Here is a 15,854-nt window from a genome sequence, read left to right as displayed (position 1 = left end):
TATAGACCTCGTCTCTTTATACAAGATTTCCGAGGCCGCATGCGAGCGAAGTCTTGGGACCCGATGACGATTCGGTAGGGCCATCGAGCTTCATCTAAAAAGATCTAGCCGCTCGGGGATCCTGCCGAGGAAGGTGGTGGAGGTCGTACACCAAAGGTCGGGTAAGGGGACCAGGGCGACCATGTCGCGTCAGCCGACAGGCATGAACCGTATGTTTCTCCCGCCAAGCTCTTGCAGGATGTTCGCCTGCCGACCGTCCCCGACGTGAAGCGTTCCGAAACGTTGGTTCCCTCGCGGTCGCGTCGGGGGAATCATTTCCCCGGTCCAATCCTTCTTGTTCCGCGTTGAGGGCACGTGCGCCCTGGAGGGGCACAGCGTCGAGGAGTTCCGCCCCGCATGCCGACCGATGAGATGGGCGCACCGCGCCAGCCAGCCCAGGTTCCGCCTCCGCTCGTACCCGGCCTTCGCGGGCTGCTCACCCTCGCCGTCGGCGTGGTTCTCGTGGCCGCCCTGTACTTCGGTCGCGAGGTGTTCATCCCCCTCGTGCTGGCGGTGCTCCTCAGCTTCGTCCTCGGCCCCGTGGTCAACCTGCTACGACGGTTGAGCCTCGGACGCGTGCCCTCCGTCATCGTCGCTGTCCTGTTGTCGCTCGCGGTCATCGGCGGCATCGGAGCCGTCATCGGGACCCAGGTAGCCGGACTCGCCGGCAACCTGCCTCAGTACCAATCCACCGTGCAGAAGAAGTTCGCCGGATTGCAGCAGGGTTGGCTCGGCGAGGCCAATCGGATGCTTCAGCGCTTCAACCACGACGTCCACGACGCCACTCAAAGGGCCGACGCCGCCGGCACCTCCGCGGCCACCGTCCCCGCCGGCGATACTCCCAAGGCGCAGCTCGTGCGAGTGCAGGAACCCGATCCGTCGCCGCTTGTGCTCGCCAAGAAGGTGCTCGGCCCGGTCATTGAGCCCCTGACAAGGATCGGCATCGTGCTGGTCGTCGTGGTGTTCCTGTTGCTGCAGCGCGAGGATCTACGCAACCGCATGATCCGCCTGTTCGGATCGAGCGACCTGCACCGCACCACCGTGGCCATGGACGATGCAGCGGGGCGGCTCGGTACTTACTTCCTGGCCCAGCTCGGCATGAACGCCGCCTTCGGGGTCATCGTCGGTGTCGGCCTCTGGATCATCGGCGTGCCCAACCCGCTCCTGTGGGGCGTCTTCTCGGCGCTAATGCGGTTCGTCCCCTACATCGGCGCCTTCATCTCGGGAGTTTTGCCCGTCGCCCTGGCTGCAGCCGTCGACCCGGGCTGGTCGATGGTCATCGCGACCGCAGCGCTATTCCTGATCGCAGAACCGATCTTCGGGCAGGTAATCGAGCCGCTGCTCTATGGCCACTCCACCGGGCTCTCGCCGTTCGCAGTGATCGTCTCGACCTTGTTCTGGGGGTTCCTATGGGGGCCAATCGGCCTGATCCTGGCCACCCCGTTCACCGTCTGCCTGGTGGTGCTCGGTAGGCACGTCGACAGCCTGGAATTTCTCGACGTCATGCTGGGCGACCGGCCACCGCTGACGCCGGTGGAGAACTTCTACCAGCGCATGCTGGCCGGCGATCCGGACGAGGTGCGCGACCTCGCCGAGGCCATGCTGAAGGAGCGCTCGCTATCGTCGTACTACGACGAAGTGGCGCTCAAGGGCCTGCAACTCGCCGCCAACGATTTCGCGCGCGGCGTCGTCACCCCGGCGCACCTGGAGAACATTCGGGCGTCCTCTCGGTCCCTGGTCGAGGACTTCGAGGAGCACGACGACGTCGAGCCGACCGGTGGGGATAAAGCAGTCAATCCGAGCGAGACACCGACGCTGGCCGAGCGGATCCACACCCGGACCGAGGCCGTCCCCGGTCAGGCGCCGCCCCGCGAGGCCCTTCCCGAGGCTTGGCGCGGCGACACCCCGGTACTTTGCGTGGCCGGGCGCGGTCCTCTGGACGAAGCGTCGTCGGCGATGCTGGCGCAGCTGCTGCGCAAGCACGGACTCGGTGCCAGGGTCGCCGGCTACGAGGCCGTCTCTCGCGACCGGATCCGCGAGCTCGACCTGACCGGCGTGGCGATGGTGTGCATCTCCTACCTCGACATCTCCGGCAACCCGGCGCACCTTCGCTACCTCTTAGAACGCCTGAAGCGGCGTGCCCCCGGGATGCCGGTGCTGGTCGGGCTCTGGCCCGTGGGTGAGAAGGTCCTCACCGACGCCGCGATCGGCCGCGAGATCGGCGCCGACGTCTACGTGTCCTCGCTCCGCGACGGCGTCGAAGCCTGCCTGAGGCACGCCGGCGGTGCCAATGGGGTGAAGGAGGCCGCCTGAGAGGCGGCTGGGCACACAACCCGAACAGCGCCAGCCAGCCGCCGCCCCAGAGAAGTTCACTGCCAACGCGGGCGGCGGTACGGCAATCCAATGGCAACCCGCGAGGGCACCGGACCGTGTGTGCTCCGAGTGGGGCCGGTACCCTCGCCGGCCCTCGTTCAAACGCTGCCGGCGACCAAAGCCGCCCCGGCGTGTGTTGACGATACCGGATGCCCGATGATCGTCTCGGAAGGCCTTGTTTGCATCGAAGCGCTCGGCCACCCGGCGGCGGCCTTGATTCCGGAGTTCGCTATCGCCCTAGCTTTGTTCGGTGTTGCATTATCGGCCGACACCGGATCGCCAGCCGTCATGAACGACATTTGCCACTCGCCGGTCGTCCGATACGACTTGTCCCAGCTTCTCAGATGTCGATCCGGGCGCCGATCTCGACGGCCCGGTCTACCGGGATGCGGAAGTAGCGGGACGCGTCCGTGGCCGCACGGGCCATGGAGATGTAGAGCCTGTCCTGCCACACCGGCATGCCGGTCTCCGGTGAGGCCACCAGCACCCGCCGCGTCAGGAAGTAAGACAGGTCGCCCTTGTCCAGACCCGCGGCTGACAGGGCGCGCGGAAGGTCGGGCAGTTCGGTGAACCCGAAGCGCACCGTCACGCAGGAGAAGGCGTCGGACAGTTTCTTCACGGCGACGCGCTCGGCGTCGGCCACCCGCGGCAGGTCCTCGGTGACCACGTGCAGGATATAATTGTTCGCGTGCAGCACCCGGTTGTGCCTGACGTTGTGCATCAAGGCCCCCGGGGTATCGCCGGGCGTGCCCGTGAGGAACATGGCCGTTCCCGGCACCCGCTGGATCGAGCCGGTCTCGGCCATCCGCGTGAACTCGGAGAGCGGCACGCGCCGACGGTGGATCTCCTCGGCGATCAGGGCCGAGCCACGCCGCCAGGTCCACATCGCCGTCACGAGGGCGGCACCGATGGTCAGCGGTACCCAGCCGCCATGGAGGATCTTGAGCGCGTTGGCTGAGAGGAACACCATCTCGATCAGCAGGAACGGCGCGATGACCGCGGCCGCGACCGCAGGCGACCAGCGCCAGACCTTCCAGGCGACGACGAACAGCAGGCAGGCGGTGATGACCATGTCGCCGGTGACCGCGATGCCGTAGGCCGCCGCCAGGCCGCTCGACGACTTGAACAGCACCACGACGAACACGACCGCGACGAGCAGCCACCAGTTCACCCGCGGGATGTAGATCTGTCCCTTCTCGGTCTCGGAGGTGCGCAGGACCCGCATGCGCGGCAGCAGGCCGAGCTGCATGGCCTGCTGGGTGATCGAGAAGGTGCCGGTGATCACGGCCTGGCTGGCGATCACGGTCGCCACGGTGGCGAGTAGCACCATCGGCAGCAGGGCCCAGGACGGATAGAGCAGGAAGAACGGGTTCTCGGCCCGCTCCGGGTGGGCGAGCAGCATGGCGCCCTGGCCGAGATAGTTCAGGGCGAGCGCCGGCAGGACGAGGCCGAACCAAGCCGTGCGGATCGGCATGCGGCCGAAGTGGCCCATATCGGCGTAGAGCGCTTCCGCCCCGGTGACGGCGAGGAACACGGCGCCGAGCGCCAGCAATCCGGCGGTACCGTGGGTCAGGATAAACGAGACGCCGTGCGTAGGGTTGAGCGCGCCCAGGATGCTGGGATCGTCGACGAGGTGGCCCAGGCCCCCGAGCGCCATGACGATGAACCAGAACGCCGTGAGAGGGCCGAAGAAGGTCGCCACCCTGGCGGTCCCGTGGCTCTGCAGGGCGAACAGGCCGATCAGGATGGCGAGGCTGATGGGCAGGACGTACGGCTCCGTGGCCGGCGTCACGAGCTTCAGCCCCTCCACCGCCGAGAGCACCGACATGGCCGGGGTGATAATGGCATCGCCGTAGAACAGCGACACGCCGACCATTCCCAGCACGATGACGAATCCTCCGGAATGGCCCAGAGCGCGCTGGGCCAGTGCCACTAGGGAGGGCGTGCCGCCCTCGCCGTCGTTGTCGGCCCTCATCACCAACAGCACGTACTTGAGCGTGACGATGAGGATGAGCGCCCACAGGATCAGCGAGACGACGCCGAAGACCATCTCGCGGGTCGGCGCGTGTCCCCCTCCGGCGGCAGCGTGGAGGGACTCCTTCAGAGCATAGAGCGGGCTGGTGCCGATGTCGCCGTAGACCACGCCGACCGAGCCGAGTGTCAGCGCCCAGAAGCCCGTCTTTGAACCCTGTTCCGCCTCGGCGGGCAGCGGGGTGTCGGAGGTGGAGAACTCGGTCCTGGCGATCACGTGCATCCAATGGCTCCACGTCCGCGAACGTGTGGAGCTCGCAAGGTAAGCCTCAACGGTCGAAGGTACGGGAACGTTCGCACCTGCGGATGCGGCGGTCCTCGGCCAATACCCTTTCGGATCCGGAGGATCGGACATCGCCGGCGGTCTCGTCGTCGGCCGCAATCGAGCCCGGCGCCCTGGAAGGCCGCCGGACAAGCGCGATCGGGCGCTGCTGGCGCTGGGGTTCGCAGGAGCCTTCCGCCGGTCCGAACTCGTGGCCCTCGACGTCGCCGACCTGGTCGAGGACCCGGAAGGCCTGCGGGTCCGGGTGCGCCGGTCAAAGACGGACCAAGAGGGCAGGGGCCTGGAGAAGGCGATCCCGCACGGCTGGTTCATCCGGCCAGTCGCACTGGTGCGGGAATGGCTCAGCGCGGCTGGGATCGTCCAGGGGCCAGTGTTCCGGCCGGTGTCACGATCAGGGAATGTGCGAGGTACCCACAAAACTGAGGAGGCGCTTGCTACGCCCCGGCTGACGACCCACGCGGTGGCCGATATCATCAAGCGGTACTGTACGGCTGCCGGGCTCGATGCCTCGGCCTTCGGGGCACGCAGCCTGCGGGCTGGCTACATCACCACTGCGGCCCAGCGCGGCGTCGACCTCGCGCGGATCATGGACCAATCCGGCCACCGGGATCCGCGCACCGTAGTCGGATACATTCGACGGGCGAACGCTTTCAGAAGGCACTCAGGAAGTGGGTTTTTGTAAGCGAGTAGCTCGGGGCTGCGTCTACATAAGATTTCACCACAGCATCGTGACGACCAGGATCGCCACCTGAAACACAAGCGTGAAGATAATGAGGTCCTTGGCATCCTGGTCGTCGAGCGCCCAGTCTTCACGCTCCTGCTTGGTCATGTTGGAGCCGCGACGAAACGGCCGGAATAGGTGAACAACAAGCGCCCAGTAGCGTCGGTCACAGTGGCGACGTAAGGCCAATCGACCTTGCTGCCGTCAACCTCATAGGCGGCTATCGTGATAGCATCCGACTCATCTATCGCCTCGTATACCCGCGGAGCACCCGCCGGGGCTCCGCCTTTCCCGATGCGATTGATCTTGACGCTGTAGGTCATGCCGGACGCCTCCAAGCTGGAGACCTGCGCCAACCTCTCCGCGTCGGAGGAACGTGAGATTGGCGCAGGCGGTGCCAATACCGTTGATCCTCGGCAGTGACGTGCCAAAATTGCATGTTCGAAATATTTTGTAATTTACTTATATTTAATATCTCAAAATATCAAAACAAACATGTTTTAGTGTCTTGCTGCGTTAATCCAGACATTGGTCGCACCCTCCCGTCGATTTCGACGTTTCCTCACCTATGCTAATCCTGAGATACCGTTCCCAGCGCTCAAGCGAACCCGCCCTTGAGCTGGCCACGAGACGGCGTTGCTTGCTGTAGCAGTCGTCCGGAATGGCGACACACCGGCCGCGTGAACGGGGGGACACGGCAACCGGTGCGCTCGCAAGCAGGAGCTGTTCAGGTCTCAGCGGAGATCAGCTGGCCCGGCTCATCGCGTCGGATGGGGTGCGCTTGGCAACGGTGAGCGGACGGCTCCAGCCATCTACGTTGCGCAGGTAGACCAACAAAGCAGCAGAGATAACCGCGAGGCTCCCGCCGAAAGGCGCTGCTACGACGGCCAGAATGAAGCTGTACTGCCAGCAGACATGGAGCACTACTGCTCCCCCAAGGTAGCCAGCGGCTATCAAGATGATGAGGCTTGTTCGCGCGGCCATGGCAACCCTCGCAGTGTCGCCATATTCGCCTACATATTGTATACGATACGATCAAATACAATTTTTACGTAGTGTCGATCGGCGGACCCCGCTCACTGGAAAACTTACGAAGCGTGGGCCCCAGCAGGGCTCCGCCGAAGGCTGGCCGCCGCCTTCACGATCGACAGGACGCTATTACGCGTCGTCTCGTCGGAGATGCTCGTGAACGCCATCACGAGTTCCATCACCTTCGGATCGCTGAAGAAGGTCGATGCCGCAGTTTCACCATCGTCGATCTCTGCCTGCCCAGCAAAGAAGGTCTCGACCGGCACTTGGAGGGTATCTGCAATCGCTTGAAGGCGACCGGCTCCGATGCGGTTGCGACCCTTCTCGTACTTCTGCACCTGCTGAAAGCTGACGCCGATCGCTTGCCCGAGCACCGTCTGGCTCAAACCTTGGGCGGCACGAAGCACTGCGATGCGGCTCCCGATGGTGCGATCGGCTTCGGTCGCCAGCTTCGGCTTGTAGGAGGCAGTCATCTTGTGAGCAGCTTTCGCTTGAGGTGTTGCGTGGGCCAGAGCGGCTAGGACCACCGAACCACATTACGCACGATTGAGTTGCTCACAATTTTGCAACCTACGCCTGCACCAACGGCATAGCTTGGCCGTCTCCCCCCTTTGCAGGCGGTCATCTGAGCCTTACGGCTCGGTAGTATTCCCCGTAGCCTTCCACGCCCGCCCGGCGTGCTTCGGCTTGTCGGAGACTGTCTCGGCAGGCTCAGCAGCCTTGGGCATCGCCTTCTTCCGCTGATTGCCTAGGCCGAGAGCCAGGGCCATCTTGGAGCGCCGGTCAGAGTAAGATTGTGCCGTCATCGGGTAGTCGTGCGGTAGGCCCCACTTTTCGCGGTAGGCCTCCCGGGTCAGGCGCCTGATCGTCAGATGGCGGCGCATTGTCTTGTACGGCTTGCCGTCCTCGAAGCTGATCAGCGCGTCCGGCGTGATAGACTTCCGGATTTGGCCTGGGGTGAGCCTCTCGACTGCCGGAGCAGCGGCGGTGTTGCCGTGGCCGATCCCTGTGATTGCGGCGTGCGTCGCCGCAATCAGAGACGCAAGCTCCGAACCTTGTACATGATTGTTTGACACATAGGCCGAGACGATGCCGGTTGTAAGCTCGATAAAATCGACGCTTTCAGCCGCGGAAGTTTCGCTTATATCGCTCATACGGCACCTATTTATAGATTTTGTGTATCTCATTCCAATGCGGCAGAACTCTGTAAGTTTCCGCAAATTTATACACAAACTTGGCGAGCGCCATAGTTGCAATCGAAAATGCCGGGGCAAAAATTCACGCCGTGCGAGTGAGATAGCTTGCGCGAGAGGCTTTGTTGACCAAGATCTCGGCATGCTACCGACGAACTGGTTACAGGTGCCGCCGTGAACCGAGCCTTACCTGTCAGTGCCGAGGATTCCGACGGCGACTGCCTAGTACCGATCGATATGCTCAGTCGGCTCTACCACGCCGAGCCGGAAACATTGGCTGATCAGCTCGGGGGTGTCCCGGAAACCACGCGAGCGCGGCTGGCAGTCTATCTCTACCTTCGCAGTCACACGCGCCAACTCGGGGTGAGCTACAGCACGCCGTTGCTGAACTGCTCTAGGCGCCTCGATATGGAATTTGCTATATGCCCTCAAATCACGAGAGAAGGCCCAGGACGGCCCAGGTCTGAATTAGACCATCCAGACACTTGCCAAGCCGCCGAAGGCCGCCAGCGGGTGAATTTGGACGCTGGTACGTGCGCGCACCCGAGTCAGCAGCCTCGCTACTGGGTCGCTTCGGGCGGCGGCGTGTAGCCGTAATGGGCGCCGAAGTGCTGAACCGCCACCTTTGCGGCATAGCGGATGTCGAACTCTGGCGGCTCCTCCCATCCAATCATGGTTAACAATACGTCAACCACTTGTTCTTAGGCTGACACCTGTAACGCACGGGCCTGGGCCCGCTGTCGGCCAAGTTGCGTCTGGGCTTACACGATGATCGAAGCCGCCTTCCTTGCCGCGCTGGCAGCCGCCCTAGGGGCCGCCGCAGTCGGCGCAGTCAGCGGGTCTGGGGCAGAATGATCACCGCGGCATTCCTTTTGACGCCTGCTGCATTGGTTGGCCTGAGCGCGTCCGTGGTGACGTTGATCAACAATGCGCGCATGCGGCAGCGCCGGGCAGCCTTGCTTCGTGAGGCGCTGGGGCGCCAATGAGTACGGATCCGGGGCAGGCGGTCGCGTGAGTGAGCCACCCGCCCACCATTTTCCGGCTCCGTGGCAGGCCGTCGAGTTTGAAAACGCTTACTGCATCCAGGACGCCAACGGCTTCCCCGTGGCCTACGTCTACTTTGCGGACTATGCCCAGCAGCAAGTCGGCACCGACCGCATGTCGCGCAGCGAGGCGCGGCGCATGGCGGTTCGGATTGCAGCCTTGCCTGAATTACGGAAGGCGCTGCGCGACTAGGTGTGGAGCGTCAACAGGTTGTCCTCGGATAAACCGAGTCGGCTGATGGGTGTCTGGCGGTTGATGCCCATGTGGGGCCTCTGCCAGTTGTAGCGGAAGAGGAAGGCCGGGAGTTCCTCTCCGCGCTGGTCGGAGGTGTCGTAGGCACGGGCATAGGCCCATTCGCGCAAGGATGTCTGGACGAAGCGCTCGACCTTGCCGTTGGTCTTCGGGGTGTAGGGCCGGGTGCGTTTGTGGGCGATGCCGATCCATCGCAGGGCTTTGGCGTAACGCCTGGATCGGAAGGCCGACCCGTTGTCGGTCATCACGCGCTCGACCGCGATGCCGTGGCGGCGGAAGAAGCGCAGGGCGCTGAAGAGGAAGGCGAGGCAGGAGCCTCGCTTCTCGTCCGGGTGGATCTCGGAATAGGCGAGCCGGGAATGGTCGTCGACGGCTAGGTGGAGATACTCCCATCCGATGCCGCGGCTCTTGCCCTGGCCGGTGCGCTCGCCGGTGATGCGATGGCCCACGCGCTCGAAGCGCCCGAGCTTCTTGATGTCGATGTGGATCAACTCGCCGTACCGCTCGCGTTCGTAGCGCTGGACGGGCACGGGCGGTTCGAGGTCGCGGATGCGGCTCAGGCCGTGCCGGCGCAGCACCCGGCTGACGGTGGCCGGCGAGACGACCAGGTCACGGGCGATCTGCTGGCCGGTCAGACGCTGCCGACGCAGCGTCACGATCCTCTCCTGCGTCTCGGCCGGGGTCGGCCGATGCAGGGTGTGAGGCCGCGACGAGCGGTCTTGCAGGCCGACAGCCCCCTCGGCCTCGAAGCGGGCCACCCATTTGCGCACCGTCTTGGCGCACACCCCCATCGTCGCGGCCACCGTTCATGCCGCAAGGCCGCTCTTGGCCAACCCTACCAGCCGCTCTCGACCCGACGGCGTCAAACGCGCATTCTCATGGATGTTCATCCGGTCCCTCCGAGATGGCTGAAGCGTCGCAACCTCAGCTTCCTCGGTTCGGATCGGATGGACAACCTATGGAAAGCTCACAACTAGGGTCGATCCGGCGGGCTTTCGGAGGCTTCGCGAGCAGCGCGAGCCGTGGCGATCAGTTCGGCGGCGGTCAGTTTACCGTCCGTGGCAGAGCTTGGGCCTACAGCAAACAGCAGCAGGCCGCGTGGTATCGTCCGAACTGGGTATGGCTTTCGCCTTGCCTGTCCAGCATGCCTACCGATCGCATCCGTCGTGGCGCTGTTCATCTGCGCGGAGCGATCTGCGGGCGCGGCTGCGGAACTGCGATGGTCACAAGCTTGCCGGTGGTCGGGTCTAGGATCGTCACAGGCACCCCTCCGTTGCTACCCTGCCTAGGCAGTCCCGAAATGTGGTCGAAACTTGACCGTTCGAGAGGCTGTATACAGTTTTCGACTCTAGTATTGGGATATCGCGACCATCGAGTGCTACATTCGGATATGGATGCTCAAATTTGATGGATCATTTTCAGGCGCATCTCATCAGGTGTTTTCGGCAAAAGCAGTACCCCATGCCGTGTTATGCGGCCGGCAGCTCGTCAGTTTCAGCCTGGGCGTACCCGGCATCTTCTGACCATTCGTCATAGAGGGCCATGCCGATTATCAGGATACCGCACGCGATCGCGATGAACACTGCGATCCAGAACACTGTATCCAGCATGGCATACCCCCGACAGATTAGATCTTAAGGAGGTATTAACGTATGTAGTTAACGACGTATTAACGCTAGAGGCCATGTACAAGGCTTTGCGGGCAAGCGCTTACGAGCAGACTGACTAGACCATCCCATTCCATGCCGATCCGGCGCGAGCAACGGTTCTTCTATCCCATCGACTGGCCGCAGTTATCGGCCCTGGTGCGCTTCGGGCGCGCCGGCGACCGCTGTGACGGCTGCGGGCGGTCGCACGGCCCATGGTCTACCACCTTGGGGGCGGCCATCGGTGGGATGCTCACGTGGCTACGCGGAAGGCGCTTGGAGGCCTGTTCGGTGGCGTTTACGCCTGAGCTACGGCTTGTAGCCGGTGAGGTCTTGCTGGCTCGTGCTGCGCCAACTCCTTGAGCAGCTCGGCACGCTGCTCGTGCATCTTCCTCGTGCTGAAGTGCTCTCCGGCTCCTGGATGACCCATCCTGTGGGCCTCTTGGTAGAGAGTGATGGTCCTGCCCAGGCGGTTGATGTCAGCCAAGATAGCCGCCACGGTTCGGGGATCATTGTCGGCCATATTGGTGCTCCATGCTCCGTGGCCCCCGCGCAAGGCGCGAGGTTATAGTGCGTAAGTGCAATTATGGGACCCGGGTTTCCACCCGCCGCACCAATGTAGCCGCTTACGCCCCATCCCGAGCCGCCGGGATCCCGAGGGCGTTGAGCGCCACCGCGGTGCCGCCCACGCTGGTGGTCCCAGCAGCGCGTAACTCGTCCAGAACGGGCATTAGCGTCCGGACCCATAACGGTGGCGCGGACGGCTCGGGTGTGATTCACGGCTCCCATGGGAGGGGCCGATGGATCAGTTCTGGCTGACGGACGAGCAGTTTGCGAAGATCGCACCGCATTTGCCGAACGATACGCGCGGCAAGGAACGCGTGGACGACCGGCGGGTGATCAGCGGTATCGTCCATGTGCTGAAGTCCGGCGGCCGCTGGACGGACGCACCGCGCGAGGTCTACGGGCCGAAGAAGACGCTCTACAACCGCTTCGTGCGCTGGGCGGCCAAGGGCGTCTGGGTCGCGCTGTTCGAGACGCTCGCGCAGGCTGGCGGCCCGCCGTCCCAGGTGCTGATCGATTCCACCGCCGTGAAAGCGCACCGCTGCGCGGCGGGAGGAAAAGGGGGGAGCAAAACCAAGCGATCGGCCGCTCGCGGGGCGGTCGCACGACCAAGATCCATGCGCTCACGGACCGCTTCTGTCGCCCGCTCGCCTTCCTCCTGACCGGCGGGCAGGTCGCCGATTGCAAGGCCGGCGCGCTGCTGCTCGAACGCCTGCCCGCCTGCCGCATCGTGCTGGCCGACAAGGGCTACGACAGCGACGCCATCCGCCGGCAGATCGAGGCCACGGGGGCCGCACCCAACATCCCGCCCAAGGTCAATCGCCTCTGGAAACCGTGCTTCTCGCCCGTGCTCTATCGCGGACGCAACGCCATCGAGCGCATGTTCGGCCGCCTCAAGGACTTCCGGCGTATCGCCACACGCTACGACCGCCTGGCAACCAACTACCTCGCCGCTGTCTGTCTCGCCGCCACCCTCAGCTACTGGTTATGAGTCCGGACGCTAGGTCTGTCAGCCGGGCACCTGCCCGGAATGCCTGGAGCGCCTGCCAGCCTCACCTGCGGCTTCCGTAACCGCGTGGCCCGGTAGCAACCCAGCACGGTACCGCGGGCCTTGGCGGCCACCAGAGCTACCTTGGTTGACGCCGATGTTAGGCTTGGCTGGCGCGAGATTGTTGAAGGTCCGTTAACAGGGGCGCGGCGGTCGCTACCGATGGTGGCCAAAGGAGCCGAGCGGTAATCATGCGGTGTCGCTGCGGCCTTGTTGGACATGCAAGGCCGAACGGCAGGCGGACCGAGTCCATGTCCCTGGTGGCTCGGTCCGCGCCTTGAGATTGTCGCCTGGTGGAGCAGACCTTCCAGCAGGGCTTCGTTAACGACCAACGTCCACCCTGACCCTGGCCGTCGATCCGGCGGCCGCACCGGGCGGCCCCGGTGGATGCGGCTCCGCGCAGCAGCAGCGCGCGGAGCCGACTGCACATCGTGAAGGTCGGATGATGCGTGGATATCTGAAGACTGTCGGCACAGCCGCCCTGGCCACCGTTGCCCTGTGCGTCGCCCAGCCAGCTGCGCAAGCCCGTGACGGCATCGGCGTCGGTGGTGCCGCTGCACTCGGCCTGCTCGGCGGCGTCGTCGCTGGCAGTGCGATCGCCTCAGCGAACAACGGGTACTACTATCCCGGCCGCCCGGTCTACCGCGCGCCGGCCCCGGTCTACGTTGAGGAAGAGGTGGGCCCGGTCTGCCACTTCGAGCGCCGCGGCTTTATCGATCCCTACGGCGTCGAGCACATCCGCCGCGTGCGCGTCTGCGAGTAGCCTCGAGACCGAACGCAACTGGTAACGCTGCAACGGGTGGCCGCTGATCGCATGCGCCTCAAGGCATTCCTAGCGATCGCCACCCTGTTCAGCGGGCTGGCCGCCTGCCAAGGGCAGGACGCCAGCACCTACACACTGTACCGCAACTCCGTCCTCAACGACGGGGCGCGGATCCATGTCGCGACCTTCAATGCGGCAGACGGTGATGCCTACAACCATGAGAACTGCACCGCAGCTGCCGGATTGTTTGGTGGCCAGCCGGGCACACGGCCCCGATTTTGGTGCGAGAAGGGACGGTACCGCCCCTAGGCAGCACGGCAGCGTGTTCGCTTTTTGTGCCGCTGTGTCGCCGATGCGGCAGCCGTCGCTTTACGGCTCAGCTAGAGTCCGAGCGTCTCCTTGAGGCGCTTCCCATGATCATCCCCACGCTCACCATCCGCCGCTCTATCCTCGTCGGGCTCATGCTAGTCAGCCTCTTGGTGCTGGCAGACAGCGCAGCTCACAACGAGTTGCAGAGGGCTATGGGCGACATGGCTTTTGTCATGTCGGGTGGTTCGTCCGGTGAATAGCTGGGCGGCACAGATCCAGGGCTTGGCCCTGGTTCTCGCCCTCGCGGGTATCGGACCGGCCTCGGCCCTGGCGGCTGAGCCGGCCGACCTACCGGCCATGGAGAAGGCTTGGCACAGCTGCGTGCGTGAAGCCTACGATCGGCAGCCGGAACGCGGTACCCGGGCAGGCCGAGAGCGGAATGCTTTGGACGAGTGCAAGCCGCACGAAGACGCCTATGTGGCGGCGCTCATGGCCACCCGGCCCGACGAGACTGATATGCCCGTTCACGGCTGGGCACGGACTTGGGCGGCGTACGTGGCTTTCGTGGTCGATCCGGTAAAGGGCTGGATCGAGGTGCTGCGGCGCTGATCTGCACCAACATCATCACGTACCACCGCAATAACAGGCCGTGGGCTGGCGCCCCGCGGTTTCCAGTTCCCCCGCATGCGCCAACCCGCACGCGATCACCCGGCCAAGGCTTCAAGGGCGAGGTATGGAACTGGCCTGCACATCGCCCGTCATTGCGTGTCCACCCGCAACAGCACCGTGTGGTGTCGCGAACGCCTCGGGCACATCAGCGGGGGAAGCGCTGCTTTAGCAGGTGCCTGGGCAGAAAAAAGGCTACCCCCGAAGGAGCGGCCCGAAGTCTTGGGAGGAAACGCCCTTGGGAGGGCTGCAGGACTGCGACGCCATCGCCGTCCCACGACACCGACTTATGCACCTGCAGTGCAGCGAACAACCGCCCACAGGTTGTGGCCCGCGCATAAGTGGCACCGCTTATCGTCTCAGGTGCGCTTCCACACCATAGCTCGTTGCGGCGCGCGGTTTCGATTGCTGGGAGTGGCGGATATGCGCCGAAGAATCTTCCTCGTTGGCGTAGCCGGTCTGCTTGCAGTCCGATCAAACGCCAGCTTTGCCAACGCAGCTCCGAGCGATCAGCCGATCGTACCTCTTTGGCCCAATAATCCACCGGCGGGGGTGGTCCCTCGGGGCCGGTGATGGTCGATGACCACGGGGCCGTCAGCAACATCGCTGTGCCGAGCTTGGAAGTGTTCGTCTCCGACCGGCCGAACGGTGCAGCGATGCTCGTGGCCGGCGGCGGGGGGTACAAGAGTATTGAGGTCGAGCGGGAAGCCCGTTCGGCCGCCCGATGGCTCGCCGCTCGCGGCATCACCGCTTTCGTGCTCACCTATCGTTTGCCGGGTGAGGGCTGGAACGACGGTCCGCTGGCCCCGTTGCAAGATGCCCAGCGTGCCTTGCGCGTGATCCGAGCGGGGGCACGGCGCTACGGGATCAACCCAGACCGCCTGGGCGGGCTCGGCTTCTCGGCTGGCGGTCATCTCGTGGGTCTCGCTGCTACACGCTCCGCCTTCGCGTCGTACGCACCGATCGATGCCGCGGACGCGCTCTCGGCCCGCCCGGCCGAAGTGGCACTGATCTATCCGGTCATCACGCTGGAACAGCCCTACGACCACACCTCGACGCGAGTGCAACTCGTCGGACGTCATCCCGGTCCAGCGGCGAGCGCGGAGTGGTCGGTCGAGGATCATGTTCGATCGCACTGTCCGCCGGTCTTCCTTGTGCAAGCGGAAGACGATCAGGTTTCCAACGCGGCGAACAGCCGGATGATGGCGGCGGCGTGCGAGCGCGCGGGGGTGCCGGTGGATCTGCACGTCGTGGCGGACGGCGGACATGGGTTCGGCATGGGTCGCCCCGACACAGCGAGTGCGGCGTGGCCTAACTGGTACGAAGCGTGGCTGAAAGCTAACGGTGCTTTGGGCTAAAGCTTCAATCGGGAACCGGATCGGCTTGATCCCGACGACGACGGTCGCCCAAACAAAAAAGGCCAGCCCGAAGGCTGGCCCTGACGATCTGATTGGGTCCGAGCTTACTCGGCCGCGGTCATCTCGGTCGTGAAATGGCCACACCAATCCTCGGTGGCCACGACTGGCCACAAGCCCTTCGACTCTGGCGTCGGCTGAGTGACCGGCGGGTTGAAGCGGCACAAACCGGCATCAGCCTGCACCTGGGCGCCGTTGCCATGGTGATCGTCAAAGAACTTGCAGCTCTGGCACGTGGCGCTGGCCATCGATGGCTCCTGTATCTGCTGGCGGTCCGGGACCGCTGTCACTTACGAATTAGAACAAATCCAATCTGCTGGTCAACCAGCACCGCTTCAGGTGGTTCCATCTCTCACCTCAATGCCCCCCAACATGCCCCGACAACGCAGCGATGCGACCTGTTGAACCCGGTCGGGCCTTTGCCGTCGGCATCGATCCCGTATGGTCCTTGACTCGCCTGGGGTGTGAAAAAGCGTGA

The 15,854-nt window shown here is 64.3% G+C and carries 15 protein-coding genes and 2 pseudogenes; 9 read left to right on the top strand and 8 right to left on the bottom strand.

Annotated elements, in window-relative coordinates; translation table 11 throughout:
* Positions 1 to 396 precede the first annotated feature (396 nt).
* Entirely contained in the window at positions 397 to 2,352 is a 1,956-nt protein-coding gene (locus ACYQPG_RS30260; RefSeq protein ID WP_461232640.1) for an AI-2E family transporter, read from the top strand.
* A gap of 400 nt (positions 2,353 to 2,752) precedes the next feature.
* On the opposite strand, the gene ACYQPG_RS30255 is transcribed toward ACYQPG_RS30260, so the two are convergent.
* Positions 2,753 to 4,666: a potassium transporter Kup gene (locus ACYQPG_RS30255; protein WP_461232639.1), complete on the bottom strand. Its 1,914-nt coding sequence runs from the start codon at positions 4,664 to 4,666 to the stop codon at positions 2,753 to 2,755.
* Between the two features lie 130 nt (positions 4,667 to 4,796).
* Here ACYQPG_RS30255 and ACYQPG_RS30250 point away from each other — a divergent pair, with 130 nt between their 5' ends.
* On the top strand, positions 4,797 to 5,408 hold the full coding sequence (locus ACYQPG_RS30250) for a site-specific integrase (RefSeq protein WP_461232906.1): 612 nt from the start codon (positions 4,797 to 4,799) through the stop codon (positions 5,406 to 5,408).
* Positions 5,409 to 5,551: 143 nt separating this feature from the next.
* On the opposite strand, the gene ACYQPG_RS30245 is transcribed toward ACYQPG_RS30250, so the two are convergent.
* The 4 genes from ACYQPG_RS30245 to ACYQPG_RS30230 all read right to left on the bottom strand — a co-directional run bounded on the left by ACYQPG_RS30245 (position 5,552) and on the right by ACYQPG_RS30230 (position 7,630).
* A complete protein-coding gene (locus ACYQPG_RS30245; RefSeq protein ID WP_461232638.1) occupies positions 5,552 to 5,770 on the bottom strand; it encodes a hypothetical protein in 219 nt (72 codons plus the stop codon).
* Positions 5,771 to 6,191: 421 nt separating this feature from the next.
* A complete protein-coding gene (locus ACYQPG_RS30240) occupies positions 6,192 to 6,431 on the bottom strand; it encodes a hypothetical protein (protein WP_461232637.1) in 240 nt (79 codons plus the stop codon).
* 104 nt (positions 6,432 to 6,535) lie between these two features.
* Positions 6,536 to 6,949, bottom strand: a complete 414-nt coding sequence (locus ACYQPG_RS30235) for a helix-turn-helix domain-containing protein (protein ID WP_461232636.1) — start codon at positions 6,947 to 6,949, stop codon at positions 6,536 to 6,538.
* Between the two features lie 159 nt (positions 6,950 to 7,108).
* Positions 7,109 to 7,630 (bottom strand): Ros/MucR family transcriptional regulator, encoded by a 522-nt coding sequence (locus ACYQPG_RS30230; protein ID WP_461232635.1) that lies wholly within the window; start codon positions 7,628 to 7,630, stop codon positions 7,109 to 7,111.
* A gap of 1,050 nt (positions 7,631 to 8,680) precedes the next feature.
* Here ACYQPG_RS30230 and ACYQPG_RS30225 point away from each other — a divergent pair.
* On the top strand, positions 8,681 to 8,905 hold the full coding sequence (locus ACYQPG_RS30225) for a hypothetical protein (RefSeq protein ID WP_461232634.1): 225 nt from the start codon (positions 8,681 to 8,683) through the stop codon (positions 8,903 to 8,905).
* Here the strand turns inward: ACYQPG_RS30225 and ACYQPG_RS30220 are convergent.
* Both ACYQPG_RS30220 and ACYQPG_RS30215 read right to left on the bottom strand, forming a co-directional pair.
* A pseudogene (locus ACYQPG_RS30220) lies at positions 8,902 to 9,855 on the bottom strand (IS481 family transposase). The gene ACYQPG_RS30225 and the pseudogene ACYQPG_RS30220 sit on opposite strands and share 4 nt — an antisense overlap.
* 579 nt (positions 9,856 to 10,434) lie before the next feature.
* Complete coding sequence (locus tag ACYQPG_RS30215; RefSeq protein ID WP_461232633.1) at positions 10,435 to 10,575, bottom strand: hypothetical protein; 141 nt, start codon at positions 10,573 to 10,575, stop codon at positions 10,435 to 10,437.
* An 836-nt stretch (positions 10,576 to 11,411) separates the two neighbouring features.
* On the opposite strand from ACYQPG_RS30215, the gene ACYQPG_RS30210 reads away from it, so the two are divergent.
* From ACYQPG_RS30210 to ACYQPG_RS30185, 6 genes and pseudogenes are all read left to right on the top strand, one after another.
* Positions 11,412 to 12,166, top strand: a protein-coding gene (locus ACYQPG_RS30210; RefSeq protein WP_461230406.1) for an IS5 family transposase whose coding sequence is annotated in 2 segments (ribosomal slippage) — positions 11,412 to 11,742 and positions 11,742 to 12,166 — 756 coding nt in all. Because the reading frame shifts where the segments join, the coding sequence is not laid out codon by codon here.
* A gap of 502 nt (positions 12,167 to 12,668) precedes the next feature.
* Positions 12,669 to 12,986 carry a hypothetical protein gene (locus tag ACYQPG_RS30205; protein WP_461232632.1) on the top strand — a complete coding sequence of 106 codons (318 nt, stop codon included), beginning with the start codon at positions 12,669 to 12,671 and terminating at the stop codon, positions 12,984 to 12,986.
* Between the two features lie 51 nt (positions 12,987 to 13,037).
* Positions 13,038 to 13,295 (top strand): hypothetical protein, encoded by a 258-nt coding sequence (locus ACYQPG_RS30200; RefSeq protein WP_461232631.1) that lies wholly within the window; start codon positions 13,038 to 13,040, stop codon positions 13,293 to 13,295.
* A 104-nt stretch (positions 13,296 to 13,399) separates the two neighbouring features.
* Positions 13,400 to 13,555: a hypothetical protein gene (locus ACYQPG_RS30195; protein WP_461232630.1), complete on the top strand. Its 156-nt coding sequence runs from the start codon at positions 13,400 to 13,402 to the stop codon at positions 13,553 to 13,555.
* Positions 13,548 to 13,904 (top strand): hypothetical protein, encoded by a 357-nt coding sequence (locus tag ACYQPG_RS30190; RefSeq protein WP_461232629.1) that lies wholly within the window; start codon positions 13,548 to 13,550, stop codon positions 13,902 to 13,904. Before ACYQPG_RS30195 ends, ACYQPG_RS30190 begins: the two co-directional genes overlap by 8 nt.
* 480 nt (positions 13,905 to 14,384) lie before the next feature.
* Positions 14,385 to 15,319, top strand: a pseudogene (locus tag ACYQPG_RS30185) (alpha/beta hydrolase).
* Between the two features lie 104 nt (positions 15,320 to 15,423).
* On the opposite strand, the gene ACYQPG_RS30180 reads toward ACYQPG_RS30185, so the two are convergent.
* The gene (locus tag ACYQPG_RS30180; protein WP_461232564.1) at positions 15,424 to 15,624 is read right to left on the bottom strand and encodes a hypothetical protein; all 201 of its coding nucleotides are present in this window, start codon (positions 15,622 to 15,624) and stop codon (positions 15,424 to 15,426) included.
* Between the last annotated feature and the right edge of the window lie 230 nt (positions 15,625 to 15,854).

The organism is Methylobacterium sp. CM6246, assembly GCF_054818005.1.
This window is presented reverse-complemented; position numbering and strand designations above follow the sequence as displayed.